We start from the raw sequence: 18,577 nt of genomic DNA, 5'->3' as shown, positions 1-18,577 counted from the left end.
GCGACGATGCTGGCTATTTCTGATCTTCACGTCGCCTACGGCCAGAGCGAGGTGCTGCACGGGCTCAACGTCAAGGTCGCGCCCAACGAGATCGTGGCGATCATGGGCCGCAACGGCATGGGCAAGACCACGCTGATGAAATCGCTGATGGGCATTTTGCCTACGAAGAGCGGCTCGGTGACCATGGATGGCGCCGAGCTCGGTGCCTTGCCGAGCTACGCGCGCGTCGCCAAGGGTCTCGCCTATGTGCCGCAGGGCCGCATGATCTTCTCGACCATGACGGTGAAGGAGAACATCGAGACCGGCCTCGTGGTCTCCGGCGGAACCGAGGTGCCCGGCGATATCTACGAGCTGTTTCCGGTGCTGCTGGAGATGAAGGACCGCCGTGGCGGCAATCTCTCCGGCGGCCAGCAGCAGCAGCTCGCGATCGCTCGTGCACTGGCGACCAAGCCGAAAGTGCTGCTGCTGGACGAGCCGACCGAAGGCATCCAGCCGTCGATCATCAAGGAGATGGCGCGCACGCTCAAGCGCATCCGCGACGAGAAGGGGCTTTCGATCGTCGTGTCCGAGCAGGTCCTGAGCTTCGCGCTCGATATCGCCGACCGCGTACTGGTGATCGAGAACGGCGAAATCGTCCGCGACGACCCGCGCGACGCCGTCGATGCCGCGCAGGTCTCGAAATATCTGTCCGTCTAACCAACCGTGTAAAAGGGGAGCATCTCGATGCCAGAGACACTGATCAAGGTCGATCTCACCAAGTCGGCCTATGAAAATGACATGGTGCATAACCGCTGGCACCCCGACATTCCGATCGTGGCCTGGGTCAATCCCGGCGATGATTTCATCATCGAGACTTATGACTGGACCGGCGGCTTCATCAAGAACAACGATTCCGCCGACGACGTGCGCGACATCGATCTGTCGATCGTGCACTTCCTCTCCGGCCCGATCGGCGTCAAGGGCGCCGAGCCCGGCGATCTCCTCGTCGTCGACCTGCTCGATGTCGGTCCGATGAAGGAGAGCATGTGGGGCTTCAACGGCTTCTTCTCCAAGCAGAACGGCGGCGGCTTCCTCACGGACCATTTCCCGCTGGCGCAGAAGTCGATCTGGGACATCAAGGGCCTCTACACCTCGTCGCGGCACATCCCCGGCGTCAACTTCGCCGGCCTGATCCATCCCGGCCTGATCGGCTGTCTGCCCGATCCGAAGATGCTGGACACCTGGAACAAGCGTGAGGCCGAGCTGATCGCGACCAATCCCACCCGCGTGCCCGGCCTTGCCAATCCGCCATTCGCGCCGACCGCTCATGGCGGGCGCGCGAAGGGCGAGGTCAAGGACAAGATCGGCGCGGAAGGCGCGCGCACCGTGCCGCCGCGCGAGCATGGCGGCAATTGCGACATCAAGGATCTTTCGCGCGGCTCGAAGATCTACTTCCCGGTCTACGTGCCCGGTGCCGGTCTCTCGATGGGCGATCTGCACTTCAGCCAGGGCGACGGCGAGATCACCTTCTGCGGCGCGATTGAGATGGCCGGCTGGCTGCATCTGAAAGTCGAGGTGATCAAGGACGGCATGGCGAAGTACGGCGTCAAGAATCCGATCTTCAAGCCGTCACCGATCACACCGAACTACAAGGACTATCTGATCTTCGAAGGCATCTCGGTCGACGAGGCCGGCAAGCAGCACTATCTCGACGTCACCATCGCCTATCGCCAGGCCTGCCTGAATGCGATCGAGTACCTCAAGAAGTTCGGCTACTCCGGCGCCCAGGCCTATTCGATCCTTGGCACCGCACCGGTTCAGGGCCACATCTCCGGCGTGGTCGACGTGCCCAATGCCTGCGCCACATTATGGCTGCCGACGGAAATTTTCGACTTCGACGTGATGCCGTCCTCGGCGGGTCCGATCAAGCACATCAAGGGCGATATCCAGATGCCGATATCGCCGGACAAGTAATCCCTGCGCGACGGGATGCGGGACGGCGTAGCTGTCGCCCCGCATCCTTCGCCGGAACTCTCTCACAGACAACAGCGTAGGGATGATGCGATGCCGGTCTATGAATATCTCTGTGACGATTGCGGTCCGTTCAAGGATCTGCGCCCGATGGCCGAATGCGACGATCCGCAGGTCTGTCCGCAATGTGAAATCATGGCGCCGCGGGTCATTCTGACCGCTCCGAACTTCTTCTGCATGCCGTCGGAGACGCGCAAGGCTCACGCCGTGAACGAGCGCAGCACCCACGCGCCGCAGACGCTCGCGCAATACAAGGCCTCGCACGGTCCCGGCTGCGGCTGCTGCTCGACCGGAAAAACCTCGTCGGACAAGAGCGCCTCAGACAAGAAAAAGCCTGCGCGCCTGGTGACCAAGACCAGGAGCGGCGCCAAGGGCTTTCCGACCGCGCGGCCCTGGATGATCAGTCACTGATTCACGCGGCAATCTCAAACAGAGTAGAGGAGCAATTCAGATGCTTCACGGTGACATCTCCAGCAGCAACGACACCGTCGGCGTCGCGGTGGTCAACTACAAGATGCCGCGCCTGCACACCAAGGCCGAGGTGCTCGATAACGCTCGCAAGATCGCCGACATGGTGGTGGGCATGAAGACCGGTCTTCCCGGCATGGATCTGGTGATTTTCCCGGAATACTCCACCCAGGGCATCATGTACGATTCCAAGGAGATGTATGAGACCGCTTGCGCGGTCCCCGGTGAAGAGACCGCGATTTTTGCGGAGGCTTGCCGCAAGGCCAAGGTCTGGGGCGTGTTCTCGCTCACGGGCGAACGCCACGAGGAGCATCCGAACAAGGCGCCCTACAACACCCTGATCCTGATGAACGACAAGGGTGAGATCGTGCAGAAGTATCGCAAGATCATGCCGTGGGTGCCGATCGAGGGCTGGTATCCCGGCAACTGCACCTATGTCTCCGATGGCCCGAAGGGGATGAAGGTCAGCCTGATCATCTGCGACGACGGCAACTTCCCGGAGATCTGGCGCGACTGCGCCATGAAGGGGGCCGAGCTGATCGTGCGCTGCCAGGGCTACATGTATCCGGCCAAGGAGCAGCAGATTCTCATTTCCAAGGCGATGGCGTGGGCCAACAACGTCTATGTCGCGGTCGCCAACGCCGCCGGCTTCGACGGGGTCTATTCCTATTTCGGTCACTCCGCGATCATCGGCTTCGACGGCCGCACCCTCGGCGAGTGCGGCGAGGAGGACTACGGCATCCAATATGCCCAGCTGTCGAAGCATCTCATCCGCGATGCGCGCCGCAACGGCCAGTCGCAGAACCATCTCTATAAGCTGGTCCATCGCGGCTACACGGGCATGATCAATTCCGGCGAAAACCCGCGCGGCGTCGCGGCCTGCCCCTATGATTTCTACAAGAACTGGATCGCCGATCCCGAGGGCACAAGGGACATGGTCGAGGCGATGACGCGCGCGACGCCCGGGACCGCCGAATGCCCGATCGACGGCATCCCGAATGAAGCGGCGCCGAGCAACTACTGAGCCATGGCCGGCGTCAGCCACTCGCTCCCACGCCGGCAGGGCGTCGTGCGCCACGCGTGATGAGGGGCTTCTACCGCTTCTGCTGCGCCGGCTTGCGCGGCGGTCGCGGAGCGGCCGCCGGTGTGGGTGTCCCGCTCATCTTGTTGGCGGCTTCGCTGACGTCGAGCAGCGAGCGACGGATGTCTTCGAGGAAGTTCGCCGATTTCTTTCTCATGGTGTCGGCGAGCTCGTGCAATCCCTGAATCTTTTCGAACAGCTCGTCGGCCTTGCCATCGGCGAAGCCGGGAACCGCGCCCTCGATCTTTGTGACCGCCTTGTCGAAGCCCGCGAAGGCGCTCTCGACCTTGGCCATGATGGAATCGATTTCGCCGCCCTTGCTCCTGAGATCGGCGGTGTAGTTCTCGAACGTGCGCAGGCCCTCCTTGATTGCCGGGGCGTTGCTGACAATGGTGCGATCGACACTATGCAGGGTGTCGACGATCGATTCGGCGTCGCTGAGATCGGCGGTCAGCACGGGGACACCGTCCGAGTCCAGCGGCACCGGCGGCGCGGAGGGCGCGCCCCCGATCAGCGAGACCGCGGCGACGCCGGTGAGACCCAGGAACTCGATGCCCGCGACGGTGTCCTTGCGGATCGGCGCGGTATTGTCGAGCATCACGAGCGCCACGACCTTGCGCGGATTGTCCAGCTTGATCGACAGGATCTGGCCTGCGGGAACACCGTCGAAATTGACCGGCCCGCCGCGGCGCAATCCGCTGGCGGAGCCGCCCTCGAATACCACGCGCAACTGGCTGCGGCTCTGGAGGGTGCGCCATTTCTGCATGCCGAGCACGCCGCCGAACGCCACGGCAATCACCGCCAGCGTCGCCGTTCCGATCACCAGATTGCTCGCGCGTGCCATGCGGGGTGATTTTACGGCCAAAACGGGGAAGTTGGAAGGATGATGCTGTGGCCGCAATCCTAAGTGGGACGGGTTAGCGAAGCGTAACCCGCCATTCCTCTCGCATTTGTCGCAAGGATTGGCGGATTACGCTGCGCTAAACCGCCCTCAGCGACATCAATGCCCGGCGGCGCGTTTAGCCGCAGCATTGTTCAGCACGATGAGGGCATCGACGGCGACGCCTGTTTTGGCATTGATCAGGAACGGATTGACGTCGATCGAGGCGATCCGGTCTCCGGCATCCGCGATCAGGTTGGACAGACCGACCAGCGCCTTCACCGCGGAGGCCTCGTGCAAGGCCGGCTTGCCCCGATAGCCGCGCATCTTGATACCGGCCTTGGTGCAGCCGATCAGGAGCCGGGCCTCGGCCTCGTCCAGCGGCGCGCCGGCGAGCGCGACGTCCTTCATCAGCTCGATGTCGATGCCGCCGGTGCCGAACAGCACGACCGGACCCATCTCGGCATCGAGGGAGGCGCCGACCACGAGCTCCAGATCGGCCTTGACCTGCTGCGCGATCAGGATGCCGGCGAGCTTCGGCTTGCCCTTCAGCCTGCTCACCCGCGCGGTGATGTCGGCGAACGCCTTCTTCACCTCGGCCGGGTTGTCGAGATTCAGCACCACGCCGCCGATGTCCGATTTGTGCAGGATCTCGGCACTGACGACTTTGGCCACGACCGGGAACCCGATCTGCTTGGCGATCTTCACGGCCTCGGCTGCCGTCTGTGCGATGGCCTCCTTCGAGATCGGGATGCCATAGGCCTTCAGCAGCTTCTTCGAGGCGACCTCGTCGAGTGCGGCGCCGGTTGCCGATTTCAGCGCCTTCTCCAGCACGGCACGCGCGGCCGGCTTCGAGCTCGAGACGATATCGGGCACTTCCTTGCGCAGCTTGGCGTAGTCGAGCAGCGATTTGATCGCAGTCACCGCGCGATCCATGCCCTGCATCACCGCAAGATGCGGCAGCGACTTGCGCAAGGTCTTGGTGAACTCGGTGAAGCCGATCGACATCGCGCTGAGATAGATCACCGGCTTTCCGGCCCGGCTCGCCATCTCGTCGACGATGCGCAGATTGCGCTCGCGCAGCTCGTGCGGCGCTTTCGGCAGCTCGGCATCGATGATGACGATGTCGATATCGGGGTCGTCGATCATCAGCCCGATCGATTTCATGTAGATGGAGGGATCGACCACCGCGGCAAAGCCAGCGTCGAGCGGGTTGCCGACGATCGAGCCCGGCCCGAGCATCTTTGCCAGCTCCGAGCGGACATGCGAGCTGAGTGGCGCAAAATTCAGGCCTTCTGCATCGAAGGCGTCGATCAGCATGCCGCGCTTGCCGCCGGATAGCGTCACTGCGGCGAGCCGGTCCCCCCTGGGCACAGCGGCATGGACGAAGCATTCGGTGGTCTCGATCAACTCGTCGAGCCCGCCGACCCTGATGACCCCTTCGCGCGTTGCAATGGCGTCGAATGTCTCGATCGAGCCCGCGAGCGCGCCGGTGTGTGCCATCGCCGCCGCGCGGCCACCCTCGGAGGCCCCGAGCTTGAGCGCGATCACCGGTTTGCTCGCGGCGCGCGCCGCCTTGCAGGCGTCCCGGAATGCCTTGGTGTTGCGTACGCCTTCGAGGTAGACCACGATCACCTTGATGCTCGGATCCTCGGCGAAATAGCGCATCAGGTCCGGCGTCTCGAGCCCGGCCTCGTTGCCGGTCGTCACCATGTAGCCGACCCCGGCACCGCGATCTTCCAAAGCTTGGCGGATCGCCATGACGATGGCGCCGGATTGCCCGGCAATCGCCACCGCGCCGTGTTCCATGGTGACGATACGGTCGTCGATATTGGTGAAGAGTTTTTCGCCCGCGCTCAAATTGCCGAGGCAGTTCGGGCCGGTGACCGCCAATCCCGTCTCGCGCACGGCCGCTTGCAGTTCGGCGGCGAGCTTCTGGCTTTCCTCATCCTGCAACTCGCTGAAGCCCGAAGTGACGATGGTGGCCGAGCGCGCGCCGGCCGCGGCGGCATCGCGGATCACTTGCACGGCAAAGCGCGCCGGCACCAGCACCAGCACGTGGTCGGGTTTTTCCGGGAGGCTTGCAAAGTCCTTGTAGCAGGGGACACCCCAGATGGTGTCGCGCTTGGCATTGACCGGATAGAGCCCGCCCTCGTAGCCGTATTTGACCAAATTGTTCCAGATGCGCTCGGCATAGTTGCCGGGCTTGTCGGTCGCGCCCACCAGCACGATGTTGCGCGGATGCAGCATGGCGTGGATGCCCTTGACGATGTCGCTGGCATCGGGCGCCGGAGACCATGGGCGCGACGAAGCTGAGGCGGCAGATACGCGAGCTTCCATGGTGTGACCTCACCTGTTGTTCTTGTTGGCGGTGCGTCACTCTGTTCTATGGCGAGTTCTTCGGACTGGCAACCACGTGGGCAGGTATGCCGTGCGGTGGAATGAGCGCGCGTCAAGCCCTGGTGATCGACATCTTCGGATCTCTGCTCGCGCCGTGGTTCAGTATCTCAGCATGCCGAGCTTGTAGGCGTAGTGATAGGCCAACTGCTTCGCCAGATAAGGAGCGATGGCGCGCCGGATCTGCATCTGTGTCGGTTCGAAGCCGAGATTGCGTCGCCGCAGGATGCCCATCTCCCTGACGCCGACCGCATAGGTGGATGCCGTCTTTTGTGCGTCATGGATACGGAAGCAGGCGAGAAATCGCGGCAAGCGTGCGAATTTGAATCCTGCGGCTTGCGCTCGAAGGATGAAGTCCCAGTCCATCGCGTAGTGTAAACTCTCGTCGATCGGCCCGATCCTGTCCCACACGCGCTTGCGCCAGAACATCGTCTCTTGCGGAATGTAGTCGGCATATCGCAACGCCCTGCCGTCATGGGGCGGCAGCACGGCGCGGCCCACCTCCAGTCCCTCGCGATCGATGAAGACGCGATGGCCGTAGACGACGTCGACATGCGGATGTGCGATGAAGTAATTTGCGACATAGGCAAGCGTCCCGGGCAGCAGCATGTCGTCGCTGTTGAGATAGGCCATGATCTCGCTCTCGATGCCGGCGAAGCCGAGATTGATGGCGCTGGATTGCCCCTTGTCCGGCTCGCTCCTCCAGCGCAGGCTATCGCCGCGCCCCTTCAGGAGATCGAGCGTGCCGTCGATCGAGGCGCCGTCCTGCACGTGATAATACAGGTCCGGATAGTTCTGGCTGACGATGCTGTCGATCGTGGCGTCGAGATATTGCGCATGGTTGTAGCTCGGCGTGACCATCGCGATTCGGGGCGCGCCCGGATGGATCGCAGGTGCTGGCGGGAAAGCCGTCAGGTTGAGCAGACGCGGCGGATATTGCTCGAAGGTCCACATCGGCGGGCGGCGCCAGAGGCTCCGAAGCGAGGAGCGTCTTCGCCCGGCGGCAATAAGATCCTGGTTCCTCTCCAGGAGCGCGACGCGGTTCTCGAGCTGTTCGAGACGCTGCCTGAACTCCTCATCCATCCCCGTTCTTCTCGCAAATTGCAGCGAAAATGCTCAATGGGCCATTCTGATAGGTCTCGCGTCGACGGCGCCGGTTCACGGGTTCCATCATGCGGGATTGTCCCTACAGGCCGGGCGGATTCAAGAGGGGGGTGCGGATCGATTGCGAACCGCTATTCATCGGTTCCGATCAGGGTGGCATGCAGGATGTAGCGCTCGGGGCCGGACACGACGGCGTCGAACGGCCAGCAGGTCGCGAGCACGAGTTCGGCAGCCCGTATCGCAGGATCGATGCCCGAGGCATCGAAGCGAACCACAGCGGAGGAATCCGCGCGAAAACGAAAGTGCTTGCCATCACTGCGTGTGACATCGATCAGGTCACCAATGGCGACGTTCCGCAGGAAGCGGAAATGAGTGTCGCGGTGCGCTGCATATACGGCGACACCCCGCTCGCCCGCGTCAGCCGTTTGGCGGATATGGCCGGGACCGAAGGCGAGCGCCTGGCCGCTCGCGCCTTCCAGCACGATCGCGCTGGCGCCGATCCGCCTCACCTCGATCCGCGCGACCGGCCATGTGTCGGCCCATGACCATGGCCTGACCACTTCGCCGGTCGCAACGCTCTTGTCGAACGCGCGCTCCAGCAGCACCTGCGCGAGCCACGCCTTCGCATGGATGTAGGCGCCGTCGCCGAACAGGATGATGCCGATCAAGGCAAGAACCAAGGGAGAGATGAAGCGGGGCATTGTTTCCACACTCGTCATTGCGAGCGAAGCGAAGCAATCCAGAATCTTTTCGCGGAGGCAGCCTGGATTGCTTCGCTGCGCTCGCAATGACAACAAAAAGGCGCGCGCGGCCGTTGGTGTGGGACGGGCAGCCGCGCGCGCTAACAGAGGAGTTCGGGGAGCTCCTCTCTCAAGCGGCGTCAGTGAGCAAGGACTGACGCCGGTTGAACACGAACAGGATCATGGCGAGCAGGATCAGGATCACGCCTGCGGTCATCTTCAACTCGGCCGAGGTCGCGGTCTTGGGCAGGCGGATCGTATCGGTTGCCGCCGGCGTCGGCCGCCTCGTGGCCGACTGGCTGCGCGCATCGGCGTGACGCTCGCGGAGTTGCGCCGGGACCTGCTGGCGTTCGCCAAAGACCTTCGCGAAATCCCAGCCGGCCGGCAGGTTGATCGGCAATTCGCTGAGCTTGAGCGGCTCACCCTCGGGACGGCTCGGCGTCTTGTCGACCGCGACGAGGCTGGTGAGTCGGGTGACGATCTGATGGTCGAGCGCCAGTGCCAGGATCGCCTTGTCGGAATCTTCGGGCGTCATCTCGCGCAGGGTGCGCGCCACTTCGGCATCGTCGATCTTGCGCTTGGCCCAAAGCTTCGACAAGCCTTTGCCTTCGGCCGCATTTTGCAGCGGCAGCGTCACCGACCATGGGCGGTCGCCGACGCGGCCCTTGATCTCGACCGAGCCCGCGAGCGTGTCGAGCTTTGCGGCCAGCACCAGCGGCTCGTCGCGATAGACGTCGGGAATGATCGTCGGTGTGACGTCGGCCTTGGCTTCGGAGAACTTTGCGCTCAGGCCGGTCACGGCCGGGTTCTCGAGCTTGGCAAACAGGCCGCGCATGCGCTCCTCGATCTGCTCGACCGAGCCGATATGGGTGAAGGCACCGCGGCCGAGCTCGGCGGCGCGCGTCATCAGATAGGTGTTGGGCGCCGACCCGATACCGACCATGAACACGCGCGAGCGGCCGCGCATCGCCGTGATCGTTTCGAACAATTGCTGCTCGTTGCCGATCGCACCATCTGTCAGGAATACGACCTGGCGAACCATGCCGGCGTCGCCGAGCTTGTCGGTCAGCGCGGCCCGCATCGCCGGCACCATCTCGGTGCCGCCACGCGCCTGCAGCGCGCTGACGAACGAGGTGGCTTCACCGACACGCTCGGCATCCGCCGCCACGGAGGCCGGAAACAGCACGTCCATGGTGTCGTCGAAACGGATGACATTGAAACGGTCGGTCGGCTGGAGACGGGAGAGCGCGTAGGTGAGGCTCGCCTTGGCCTGAACGATCGACGTGCCGCCCATCGAGCCGGAATTGTCGATCACGAATATCACCTCGCGCGGCCGTGGCTTCTGCGTCGCCTGCTCGGCGGCGGGCGGGGTGACGAAGGCGAGCAGATAATCGGTGTCGCCGACGCGCTCGCGGAATAAACCAACCGACGGCGCCTTCGCGGCGGCCGGCTTCCAGGTCAGTTCGAAATCGCGGTCGGCAGGCACGGCACCGTCGGCAAGCGTGACGATTCGCGTCGTATTGTCCGGGCTCTCGACCTTGACGTTGTGGTGGGGGCTCTTGACCTCGCCGAGCGCAAAGCCGGCGTTCAGGCGTATCGTGATGCTGGTCGGGTTGACCGGTGCATTCCTGGCGGGATCCAGCACGGGCGGCGAGATGCGGTCGCGGTCCGGCACCGGGTCTGAATTCGTCGCGCCCCAGCCGGAGCCATCGTTGCGGAAATCGACGCTCTGGACGATCGGCGCCGGATTGTAGCGCGGTCCGACCACCAGCGGCAGGCGCAGCGAATATTCGTTGCCGGATTGATGCACCGGTTCCTGATACTCGATCTGCACCAGCACGGTTTCTCCGGGACCGATATTGGCGACCGAGTTGGTGAAGATATTCGGCCGCTCCTGTTCGGTGAGCGCGGCCTTCTGGCCGGCCCCGCGCGCCTCTTCGTAGATCACGCGCGCCTGCTGCCGCTCCTTGATGTCGCCGACGATGACGCGATTGCCGACCACCATCTTCAGCGAATCGACGGCACCGCCGGCGGGGAGCGGATAGACATAGGTCGCCTCGGCCCAGTCCTTGGTCGGATTGCGGAAGATCTGGGTGACGCGGGCGCGCAATGTCGGGCCCGACACCGTGATGTCGACGTCGATGCCGAGGCGGATCGCTTCCGTGTAGGCGCGATCCTCCTTCAGAAGCAGGGTGCCGGACTTGGCGTCGCCGGGCTGAAGCAGGCTGGCCTGCTCCGTCGTCGCCGACCAGCCCGGCTCCAAGCTCACCAGCAGCGCCACGAAGGCGACCAGCATCACCGCGATGCCCTGCGCCAGAAGGAACAGTCCGACCACGATGAGTCTGCCCAGCCAAGGGTGTTCGTTGCTGTCCGTCGTGTCGTAGGTATCCATTTGGCCTGCTCCCGAGGATGTTTGCTGGCTCTGAGCATCGGCCAGGACGGCGCGGTTTCGCGAGCAGAATGATCGGCAATGTTCCGCCACGGCCGGCCCCGCCGGCCGCCTCCGAGATGGCCAAGTGCGGTTTTGTGCTGGTTTGTCCGCCCTGCTAGGATGCTGTCCTGGAGCAGGGCCACGATGCAGACGCAGGACAAATTCACCGACAAGCAGCTTTCGGACGAGCAGAGCCGCGAGATTGCGGAGACCATCCGTGAGGAGCTCGCCAGGCGCCGGATCTCCCGGCAGGCGCTGGCCGAGCAGGCCAAGCTCAGCCTGTCGACGCTGGAGAAGGTGCTCGGTGGCCGACGGCCGTTCACACTGGCGACCACAGTGCGGCTGGAGCAGGCGCTGGGCGTCTCCCTGCGCAGAAGCGCCGCCGTGGTGACGCCTCCGGCCGCAAACGATGTCGCGCCCGACAGCCTCGGCTCCTATGCGCATCGCGCGGTGACCTGGCTCGAGGACGTCTACATCACGTTGCGACCGTCGTTCGGCGACAAGGACGCGATCTTCGCCTACCGCACCGAGATCGTCTGGGAGCCGAAGGTCTCTTCACTGGTGTTCCGCGAGGGGGAGCGGACCGATGCCGCCTATGAACACACCGGCGAGGTCGCCGTGCCGCATCAGTCCGGCTTCATCTATCTCGTCATCATCAAGCATGGCCAGCATCGCGTAATCACCGTGTCGCGGCCGACGGTCGCCGGCGAAATGTACGGGATCATCTCGACGCTCCGCGCCGGCCCCGGCTCGCAGCTGACGCCGATCGCAGCGCCGATCGCCTATGTGCCGCTTCGAAACTTCGCGAAGCCCTCGCTGGGTCGGGTCGCGCCCGGCGATGCCAACCATGAACTGTACCAAAAGCACCTGCGCCGAACGGTGGAAGAATCGTTCGCGCTGTTTCTGTCGGTATAGTCCGCAGGAAATTATCCGGAATGACGCGGCATGCGTCTATAAGGGGACATGCAGGACGCGCCCGCACTCGATGACGGCGAATCTCCGCTGTTCTCAATCATTATCCCGCTCGAATCTCACCGCGGGCAGTGGGAGATGTCCTGGCTCGGCTGGACGTCGCAGACTGCCGACAAATCGCTCTACGAGATCATTTTGGTCGTGCCACCGGATTTCACGGCACGCGAGCAGTTGAAGACGCTGGCCGGCAACAGGGCTCGACTCGAATTCACCGATTCCGAACACGACATCGGGCTCTGCGCATTTGGCGCGACGAAGGCGCGCGGCAGCTATCTGTTCTTCACGGAATCGCACTGCCGGCCCGAACCCGACGTGATCGAACTCTGCATTCGCGCGATCGATGCTCATCCCGACTGGGCCGGCTTTTCCTGCCGTTCGATCCCGATCTGCCATAACCGGTTATCCGTGGCAGAGGCCGCCATGTACAAGGCCGACATCGAGTTCGGTATGAAGCAGCATCCCTGGCGCAAGGTGCTGGATCAGTGTTTCGTGACGCGGCGAGACGTCTACTGGGAATGCGGCGGCCTGCGCGAAGAGCTCGGTCATTTCGCCGAATGGGTGCTTGCCGCCGCCTATCACGCGAGAGGCCATTCCATCGGCTATCTCGAGGAGGCGCGCTTCCATCACTACTATGTCGGCGAGATCGACGAGCTGAAGCAATTCACGCTCGACTTCGTGCAAGGCGAGATTCGCTATCTGAGCGAGGCCCGCAACGATCCCGGCAGCGAGCTGCTCGACGTTCCGATCGAGTGGAGCTCGCGGAGTGAGGCCGGCACGTCGCTCGCCCGCAATGCACTGAACGCGCTCCTGCGCTACAGCCTCGCTGGCGGCGGCCGAGGACGGTCCGGCGAGAAATTGCTGGCGTTATGGCGTTGGGCCGTGCCGGCGCTGCTCGGCGATCTCGGCGCGCGCGCTTTCGCGCGGCTGGGGGCATGGCACGCGCGGGCCGTGCTGGTCGTTCTGACGGCCGCCGGATCGAGCGAGGCGATCGCGCGATGGATGCGGCGATACATCGCTGCGCTGATCCGGCATCAGAGACTCGATTGCATTCATCGTCTCGGGCGAGATGCGCGGTCTGTCGGCGGCTTTCTTGGTGGCCACGTTATCGCGCAGATCGGATTCCATGCCGAGGAGTTCTCCGCCGGTTACACTTTCCGCTGGAGCGAACCGGAGGCTGCCGTGCGCATCAAGGGGATGCCTGGCCGCACCATCCTTCGCGTTCGAAGCCCCGCGCTTCGCGCGCCGCTGGATACGATCGACACGCGATTCTATATCGACGGCACGCCCGTCGCCCCCGAAGCGGTCGTGACCGGTTATGACGGCTACACGCTGAGACTCGATCTGCCGCCGTCAGGCATCGCCACCCTCGCCTGGGCATGCCCTGTGTTCAGGGGCGTCGGCGATTCTCGTCGTCTCGGTCTGGCCGTCGCGGGCGTCGACGTCGGCCACGACATGATCGAGGTCGAAAGCGCGGGCCCCCCCGCGCTCACCGAAGAGAATAGCGGCCCTTCATGAAAATTCGTTAAAATTCCTTGGGGTTTCTTCTGGGTTGGAACACGCACGTCAAAAAGAAAAGCGCCCGCGAGAGAGCGCTTTCATCAGGCGTTGGCGGCTTTCTTGTCGACTTCGGAAGTGACCGAGAATTCCTTGCGCAAGGTCGGCTTGTGGATCTTGCCGGTGGCGTTGCGAGGTAACGCGTCGACGAAGCGGACCTGGCGTGGACATTTGAACCGCGCGAGATTCGCCGCGCAGTGTGCGAAGACATCGGCCTCGGTCAACCGCTGGCCGGGCTTGGCCGCGACGATGGCGAGGCCGACCTCGCCCCATTGCACATCGGGAATGCCGATCACGGCGGCTTCCGCGATGGCGTTGAGTTGGTGCAGGACGTTCTCCACTTCGGCCGGATAGACGTTCTCGCCCCCGGAGATGTACATGTCCTTCCTGCGGTCGACGATGTAGTAAAAGCCTTCCTCGTCGACGCGTGTCGCGTCTCCCGTGTGCAGCCAACCGTCGGTGAACGACGTTTTGTTCGCCTCCGGCCTGTTCCAGTAGCCGGGCGTGATGTTCGGTCCCTTGACCCAGAGTTCGCCGAGCTCGCCGACATCGGCGTCGCTGCCATCAGGACGTACGATGCGCACTTCCGTGTGCAGCACCGGCTTGCCGGCGGAGCCGGCTTTCCGTGCCGCATCCTCGCGGTCGAGCACCAGCACGGCCGGCGAGGTCTCGGTCATGCCGTAGCCCTGCTGGAGCGCGACGCCGCGCGCCTCCCACACCTTGAGCAGCGGCACCGGCATCGGAGCGCCGCCGACACCGCCGACGATCAGCCTGCCGAGGTGGGTGGTTGCGAAGGCCGGATGCTGGGCCATGAATTGGTAGATCGCGGGCACGCCGAAGAACACGTTGATGCCCTGCGCGGGATCATTGATCAGGCCAAGCGCCGTGCCGGGATCGAAGGCGCGCATGATCATCACGGTGCCGCCCGCATGCAGCACCGGATTGGTGTAGCAATTCAGGCCGCCGGTGTGGAACAGCGGCAGCACGGTGAGCAGCACCGAGGACGGCCCGATGCAGGCGGGGCCGCCGAGATTGACGCAATTCCAGAAGGTCATGCCATGGGTGATGGTGGCGCCCTTGGGATGACCCGTCGTGCCGGAGGTGTACATGATGGTCGAGACGTCATCGAGGGTCACCTCCTCGATTTTCTCGAGTGGCTTTGCGGCGGCGATGCCGGCCTCGTAAGTCCCGCCGGGGCCAAGCAGCAGGCTCGTCTCAATGCCGCAGAGCCTTGCCACGGCAAGCGCCGTTTCGGCGAGATCGGTGTCGTGGATCATCACCTTCGGGGCGCAATCTGCGGTGATGAACTGGAGTTCGGGAACGGTGAGCCGGGTGTTCAGCGGCACGAAGATCGCACCTAATCGCCCGCAGGCGAATTGCACCTCCAGCGTATCGGTCGTGTTCAGCGCCAGCACGGCGACCCGCTCGCCGCGCGAGACATTCAGCGTATGGCGCAGAAATGAAGCGAGACGAGAGATACGCGCATCGAGCTGCGCATAGCTGAAGCGGCGCTCGCTCGCGAGGTCGATCACCGCGATCTTGTTCGGCGTGCGGCGGCCATAATGGGCGATCCAGTCGTAGTAACGAACGGCCAAGAATTCCTCCCTCGGCGGTTTGGTGCCGCCCGCGTCCCTATTGCCATGCACCATGCCCGGCATGGCCCTGGGGCCAGCCGGAGTTTGTGCACCACGCCTTTTTTTGATCCGGAGTTGGCGCGCGAGCGGTGAAAATCGTCTTGCGTTGAGTTGCTAGAGCGGGCGCTGCTCGGAAGCGGCCGCCGGCCAGCCACTCCGCGCAAGTGAGCCGCCAAGGTTCCGGCCATGGTGGACGAGATGAATCCGCCAGCGAGGCGAGAGTGCGATGATGAGCCCGTTCTATACCGCCGAGCATGACGCCTTTCGCGAGGTGATGCGCCGCTTTGTCGACAAGGAGATCACGCCCTTCGCCCACGAGTGGGATGAGGCCGGCGAATTCCCCCGCGCGCTCTATCGCAAGGCGGCCGAGATCGGGCTCTTGGGGCTCGGTTTTCCCGAGGAATATGGTGGGATCGCCGCCGACCAGTTCATGAAGATCGTCGCCAGCCAGGAGCTGGCGCGGGCTGGCGCCGGCGGCGTCAGCGCCAGTCTGATGAGCCATACGATCGGCTCGCCGCCGATTGCGCGGGCCGCGCGCCCCGAGGTCAAGGCGCGCGTGCTGCCTCAGGTGCTCGCGGGTGAGAAAATCTCAGCGCTCGCGATCACCGAGCCGGGCGGCGGCTCCGACGTCGCCGGGCTTCGGACTAAGGCGCGGCGCGACGGCGATCACTACGTCGTGAGCGGCGAGAAGACCTTCATCACCTCGGGTATGCGTGCCGACTATCTGACCGTTGCGGTGCGCACCGGCGGCGAGGGCGCCGGCGGCGTCAGCCTGCTCCTGATCGAGGGGGATACGCCCGGCCTGTCGCGGACAAAGCTGAAGAAGATGGGTTGGTGGGCCTCTGACACCGCGACGCTGCATTTCGACGAGTGCTGCGTACCGGCGGAAAACCTGATCGGCGAGGAAGGCCATGGCTTCAAGATCATCATGCGGAATTTCAACAGCGAGCGCATGGGCATGGCGGCGGGCTGCACCGCGTTCGCGCGCGTCTGCCTCGACGAGGCGATCGCCTACGCCAAGGAGCGCAAGACCTTCGGCAAGCCGCTCGCGCAGCACCAGGTGATCCGCCACAAGATCGTCGAGATGGCGCAGAAGGTCGCCGCTTCGCAAGCGATGCTTGAGATGCTGGCCTGGCGGCTGGAGCAGGGGGACAGCCCGGTCGCCGAAATCTGCATGATGAAGAACCAGGCGACCCAGACCATGGCATTCTGCGCCTCGGAGGCCGTGCAGATTTTTGGCGGCGCAGGCTTCATGCGCGGCATCAAGGCGGAGCGCATCTATCGTGAGGTCAAGGTCAACGCGATCGGCGGCGGCACCGAAGAGATCATGAAGGATCTGGCCAGCCGGCAGATGGGGTTGTGAAGGACGCCGTCATTCCGGGGCGGCGCGTAGCGTCGAACCCGGAATCCATCGAGCCGCAGATGTCGCAGAAGAATGGATTCCGGGTTCGCGCTTCGCGCGCCCCGGAATGACAAAGGGAAAGCAATGCTGTTCACCGCCGACCACGACGAGATCCGCCGTTCCTTGCAAAAATTCATCGCCAACGAGATCAATCCGCATGTCGATGAATGGGAAAAAGCCGACATCTTCCCGGCGCACGAGCTGTTCAGGAAGATGGGCAGCCTCGGCTTTCTCGGGCTGAACAAGCCGGTCGAATTCGGCGGCTCCGGCCTCGATTACTCCTACGCGCTGATGATGGCGGAGGAACTCGGCGCCATCAATTGCGGCGGTGTGCCGATGGCGATCGGGGTGCAGACCGACATGGCGACGCCGGCGCTGGCGCGGTTCGGCTCGGACGAGGTGCGGCGGGAGTTTCTGGCGCCCTCGATCTCGGGCGATTACGTCGCCTGTATCGGCGTCTCCGAGCCCGGCGCAGGCTCCGATGTCGCATCGATCAAGACCAATGCGCGCGGGGACGGCGACGATTATGTCATCGATGGCGGCAAGATGTGGATTACCAACGGCACCCAGGCCGACTGGATCTGCCTGCTCGCCAATACCGGCGACGGACCCGTTCACCGCAACAAGTCGCTGATCTGCGTGCCCATGAAGACCAAGGGCGTCACCGTCGCGCGCAAGCTCGACAAGTTGGGCATGCGCTCCTCCGACACTGCGCAGATCTTCTTCGACAACGTCCGCGTGCCCAAGCGCAACCGGATCGGCGAGGAGGGCAAGGGCTTTACCTACCAGATGATCCAATTCCAGGAGGAGCGGCTCTGGGGTGCGGCGGCCTGCCTGAAGGCGCACGAATACATCATCAACGAGACCATCGAATACACCCGCAATCGCAAGGCCTTCGGGAAGTCGATCCTCGACAACCAGGTGGTCCACTTCAAGCTCGCGGAGATGCAGACCGAGGTCGAGCTGCTGCGCGCGCTGATTTACCGTGCCGGCGAGGCGTTGGTGGCGGGCGAGGATGTCACGAAACTGGCGACCATGGCCAAGCTGAAGGCCGGCCGGCTCGGGCGCGAGCTCACCGACGCCTGCTTGCAATATTGGGGCGGAATGGGCTTTACCAACGAGACGCCGGTCAGTCGCGCCTATCGCGATAGTCGCCTGACATCGATCGGCGGTGGCGCCGACGAGGTCATGCTGATGGTCCTGTGCAAGACGATGGGCACGTTGCCCGGGAGTAAAGGTAACGCCTGATGATCACGCTCTATCATTGCGACGCCGCGCGCTCGTTCCGTCCGCTCTGGATGCTGGAGGAGATGGGGCTGCCCTATGAATTGAAGATGCTGCCATTCCCGCCGCGGGTCTTCGCCAAGGAATACCTCGCGCTCAATCCGCTGGGCACGATTCCCTTCATGGTCGATGGCGAGACGAAAATGACCGAGTCCTCCGGCATCTGCCACTATCTCGGCACCAGGCATGGACCGACGCCACTGATGGTCGGACCCGAAGATCCCGCCTATGGCGCGTTCCTGAACTGGATGTATTTCAGCGACGCCACGTTAACCTTCCCGCAGACGCTGGTGCTCCGATACACCCAGCTCGAGCCGGAAGAGCGCCGCAATCCGCAGGTCGCCGGCGACTATGCCAAGTGGTTCTTGGGCCGCCTGCGCGCGGTCGAGGCAGCCACCGCAAATACCGAGGCCTTGTGCGCGGGCCGCTTCACTGCCGCCGACATCGTGATCGGCTACGCGCTCCGCCTCGCGGACAATATCGGGCTCGCCAAGGATTTTGGGCCAAATGTCGCAGCCTATTGGGCGCGCTTGCAGCAACGCGATGGCTTCAAGCGCGCGGTTGCTGCGGAGCAACAAGCCGGCGTCGAGCAGAACGTGGCAGCAAGAGTGAGGGCGTAA

At 63.8% G+C, this 18,577-nt stretch carries 15 protein-coding genes; 9 read left to right on the top strand and 6 right to left on the bottom strand.

What is annotated here, in order from left to right:
• Positions 1–6: 6 nt before the first annotated feature.
• From urtE to FXB41_RS03595, 4 genes are all read left to right on the top strand, one after another.
• The gene (gene urtE, locus FXB41_RS03610; RefSeq protein ID WP_219679705.1) at positions 7–696 is read left to right on the top strand and encodes an urea ABC transporter ATP-binding subunit UrtE; all 690 of its coding nucleotides are present in this window, start codon (positions 7–9) and stop codon (positions 694–696) included.
• 27 nt (positions 697–723) lie between these two features.
• Positions 724–1,953 carry a formamidase gene (fmdA, locus tag FXB41_RS03605; protein ID WP_007598072.1) on the top strand — a complete coding sequence of 410 codons (1,230 nt, stop codon included), beginning with the start codon at positions 724–726 and terminating at the stop codon, positions 1,951–1,953.
• Positions 1,954–2,043: 90 nt separating this feature from the next.
• Positions 2,044–2,421 carry an FmdB family zinc ribbon protein gene (locus FXB41_RS03600; RefSeq protein ID WP_219679701.1) on the top strand — a complete coding sequence of 126 codons (378 nt, stop codon included), beginning with the start codon at positions 2,044–2,046 and terminating at the stop codon, positions 2,419–2,421.
• A 40-nt stretch (positions 2,422–2,461) separates the two neighbouring features.
• Positions 2,462–3,502, top strand: coding sequence for an aliphatic amidase (locus FXB41_RS03595; RefSeq protein WP_219679698.1), 1,041 nt, complete (start codon positions 2,462–2,464; stop codon positions 3,500–3,502).
• 70 nt (positions 3,503–3,572) lie between these two features.
• Here the strand turns inward: FXB41_RS03595 and FXB41_RS03590 are convergent, their stop codons facing one another.
• From FXB41_RS03590 to FXB41_RS03570, 5 genes are all read right to left on the bottom strand, one after another.
• A complete protein-coding gene (locus FXB41_RS03590) occupies positions 3,573–4,403 on the bottom strand; it encodes an MlaD family protein (protein ID WP_219679695.1) in 831 nt (276 codons plus the stop codon).
• Between the two features lie 156 nt (positions 4,404–4,559).
• Positions 4,560–6,779 carry an acetate--CoA ligase family protein gene (locus tag FXB41_RS03585; protein WP_219679692.1) on the bottom strand — a complete coding sequence of 740 codons (2,220 nt, stop codon included), beginning with the start codon at positions 6,777–6,779 and terminating at the stop codon, positions 4,560–4,562.
• A 159-nt stretch (positions 6,780–6,938) separates the two neighbouring features.
• Entirely contained in the window at positions 6,939–7,919 is a 981-nt protein-coding gene (locus FXB41_RS03580; protein WP_219679689.1) for a glycosyltransferase family 2 protein, read from the bottom strand.
• 152 nt (positions 7,920–8,071) lie between these two features.
• Positions 8,072–8,641 carry a class GN sortase gene (locus tag FXB41_RS03575; protein WP_219679686.1) on the bottom strand — a complete coding sequence of 190 codons (570 nt, stop codon included), beginning with the start codon at positions 8,639–8,641 and terminating at the stop codon, positions 8,072–8,074.
• Between the two features lie 169 nt (positions 8,642–8,810).
• Positions 8,811–11,072 carry a marine proteobacterial sortase target protein gene (locus FXB41_RS03570; RefSeq protein WP_219679682.1) on the bottom strand — a complete coding sequence of 754 codons (2,262 nt, stop codon included), beginning with the start codon at positions 11,070–11,072 and terminating at the stop codon, positions 8,811–8,813.
• 183 nt (positions 11,073–11,255) lie between these two features.
• Between FXB41_RS03570 and FXB41_RS03565 the strand changes: the two genes are divergently transcribed.
• Both FXB41_RS03565 and FXB41_RS03560 read left to right on the top strand, forming a co-directional pair.
• Positions 11,256–12,026: a helix-turn-helix transcriptional regulator gene (locus FXB41_RS03565; protein WP_007598058.1), complete on the top strand. Its 771-nt coding sequence runs from the start codon at positions 11,256–11,258 to the stop codon at positions 12,024–12,026.
• Between the two features lie 48 nt (positions 12,027–12,074).
• On the top strand, positions 12,075–13,598 hold the full coding sequence (locus FXB41_RS03560) for a glycosyltransferase family 2 protein (RefSeq protein WP_219679679.1): 1,524 nt from the start codon (positions 12,075–12,077) through the stop codon (positions 13,596–13,598).
• 83 nt (positions 13,599–13,681) lie between these two features.
• On the opposite strand, the gene FXB41_RS03555 is transcribed toward FXB41_RS03560, so the two are convergent.
• A complete protein-coding gene (locus FXB41_RS03555) occupies positions 13,682–15,232 on the bottom strand; it encodes an acyl-CoA synthetase (protein WP_219679677.1) in 1,551 nt (516 codons plus the stop codon).
• 265 nt (positions 15,233–15,497) lie between these two features.
• Between FXB41_RS03555 and FXB41_RS03550 the strand changes: the two genes are divergently transcribed.
• The 3 genes from FXB41_RS03550 (at position 15,498) to FXB41_RS03540 (ending at position 18,577) form a co-directional block, all read left to right on the top strand.
• Positions 15,498–16,634: an acyl-CoA dehydrogenase family protein gene (locus FXB41_RS03550; RefSeq protein ID WP_219679673.1), complete on the top strand. Its 1,137-nt coding sequence runs from the start codon at positions 15,498–15,500 to the stop codon at positions 16,632–16,634.
• A gap of 123 nt (positions 16,635–16,757) precedes the next feature.
• A complete protein-coding gene (locus FXB41_RS03545) occupies positions 16,758–17,921 on the top strand; it encodes an acyl-CoA dehydrogenase family protein (protein WP_219679669.1) in 1,164 nt (387 codons plus the stop codon).
• Positions 17,921–18,577: a glutathione S-transferase family protein gene (locus tag FXB41_RS03540; protein ID WP_007598049.1), complete on the top strand. Its 657-nt coding sequence runs from the start codon at positions 17,921–17,923 to the stop codon at positions 18,575–18,577. The genes FXB41_RS03545 and FXB41_RS03540 overlap by 1 nt, the downstream gene beginning before the upstream one ends.

It is taken from the genome of Bradyrhizobium canariense (assembly GCF_019402665.1).
Lineage (GTDB): Bacteria > Pseudomonadota > Alphaproteobacteria > Rhizobiales > Xanthobacteraceae > Bradyrhizobium > Bradyrhizobium canariense.
Note: the sequence above shows the minus strand (reverse complement) of the source record. Positions and strands in the feature narration are given on the sequence as shown.

Coding starts and splice junctions, on each gene's coding strand:
- FXB41_RS03565 (WP_007598058.1), top strand. CDS start 11,256: ATGCAGACGCAGGACAAATTCACCGACAAGCAGCTTTCGGACGAGCAG.
- FXB41_RS03570 (WP_219679682.1), bottom strand. CDS start 11,072: ATGGATACCTACGACACGACGGACAGCAACGAACACCCTTGGCTGGGC.
- fmdA (WP_007598072.1), top strand. CDS start 724: ATGCCAGAGACACTGATCAAGGTCGATCTCACCAAGTCGGCCTATGAA.
- FXB41_RS03560 (WP_219679679.1), top strand. CDS start 12,075: ATGCAGGACGCGCCCGCACTCGATGACGGCGAATCTCCGCTGTTCTCA.
- FXB41_RS03540 (WP_007598049.1), top strand. CDS start 17,921: ATGATCACGCTCTATCATTGCGACGCCGCGCGCTCGTTCCGTCCGCTC.
- FXB41_RS03585 (WP_219679692.1), bottom strand. CDS start 6,779: ATGGAAGCTCGCGTATCTGCCGCCTCAGCTTCGTCGCGCCCATGGTCT.
- FXB41_RS03595 (WP_219679698.1), top strand. CDS start 2,462: ATGCTTCACGGTGACATCTCCAGCAGCAACGACACCGTCGGCGTCGCG.
- FXB41_RS03550 (WP_219679673.1), top strand. CDS start 15,498: ATGATGAGCCCGTTCTATACCGCCGAGCATGACGCCTTTCGCGAGGTG.
- FXB41_RS03590 (WP_219679695.1), bottom strand. CDS start 4,403: ATGGCACGCGCGAGCAATCTGGTGATCGGAACGGCGACGCTGGCGGTG.
- FXB41_RS03575 (WP_219679686.1), bottom strand. CDS start 8,641: ATGCCCCGCTTCATCTCTCCCTTGGTTCTTGCCTTGATCGGCATCATC.
- urtE (WP_219679705.1), top strand. CDS start 7: ATGCTGGCTATTTCTGATCTTCACGTCGCCTACGGCCAGAGCGAGGTG.
- FXB41_RS03545 (WP_219679669.1), top strand. CDS start 16,758: ATGCTGTTCACCGCCGACCACGACGAGATCCGCCGTTCCTTGCAAAAA.
- FXB41_RS03580 (WP_219679689.1), bottom strand. CDS start 7,919: ATGGATGAGGAGTTCAGGCAGCGTCTCGAACAGCTCGAGAACCGCGTC.
- FXB41_RS03600 (WP_219679701.1), top strand. CDS start 2,044: ATGCCGGTCTATGAATATCTCTGTGACGATTGCGGTCCGTTCAAGGAT.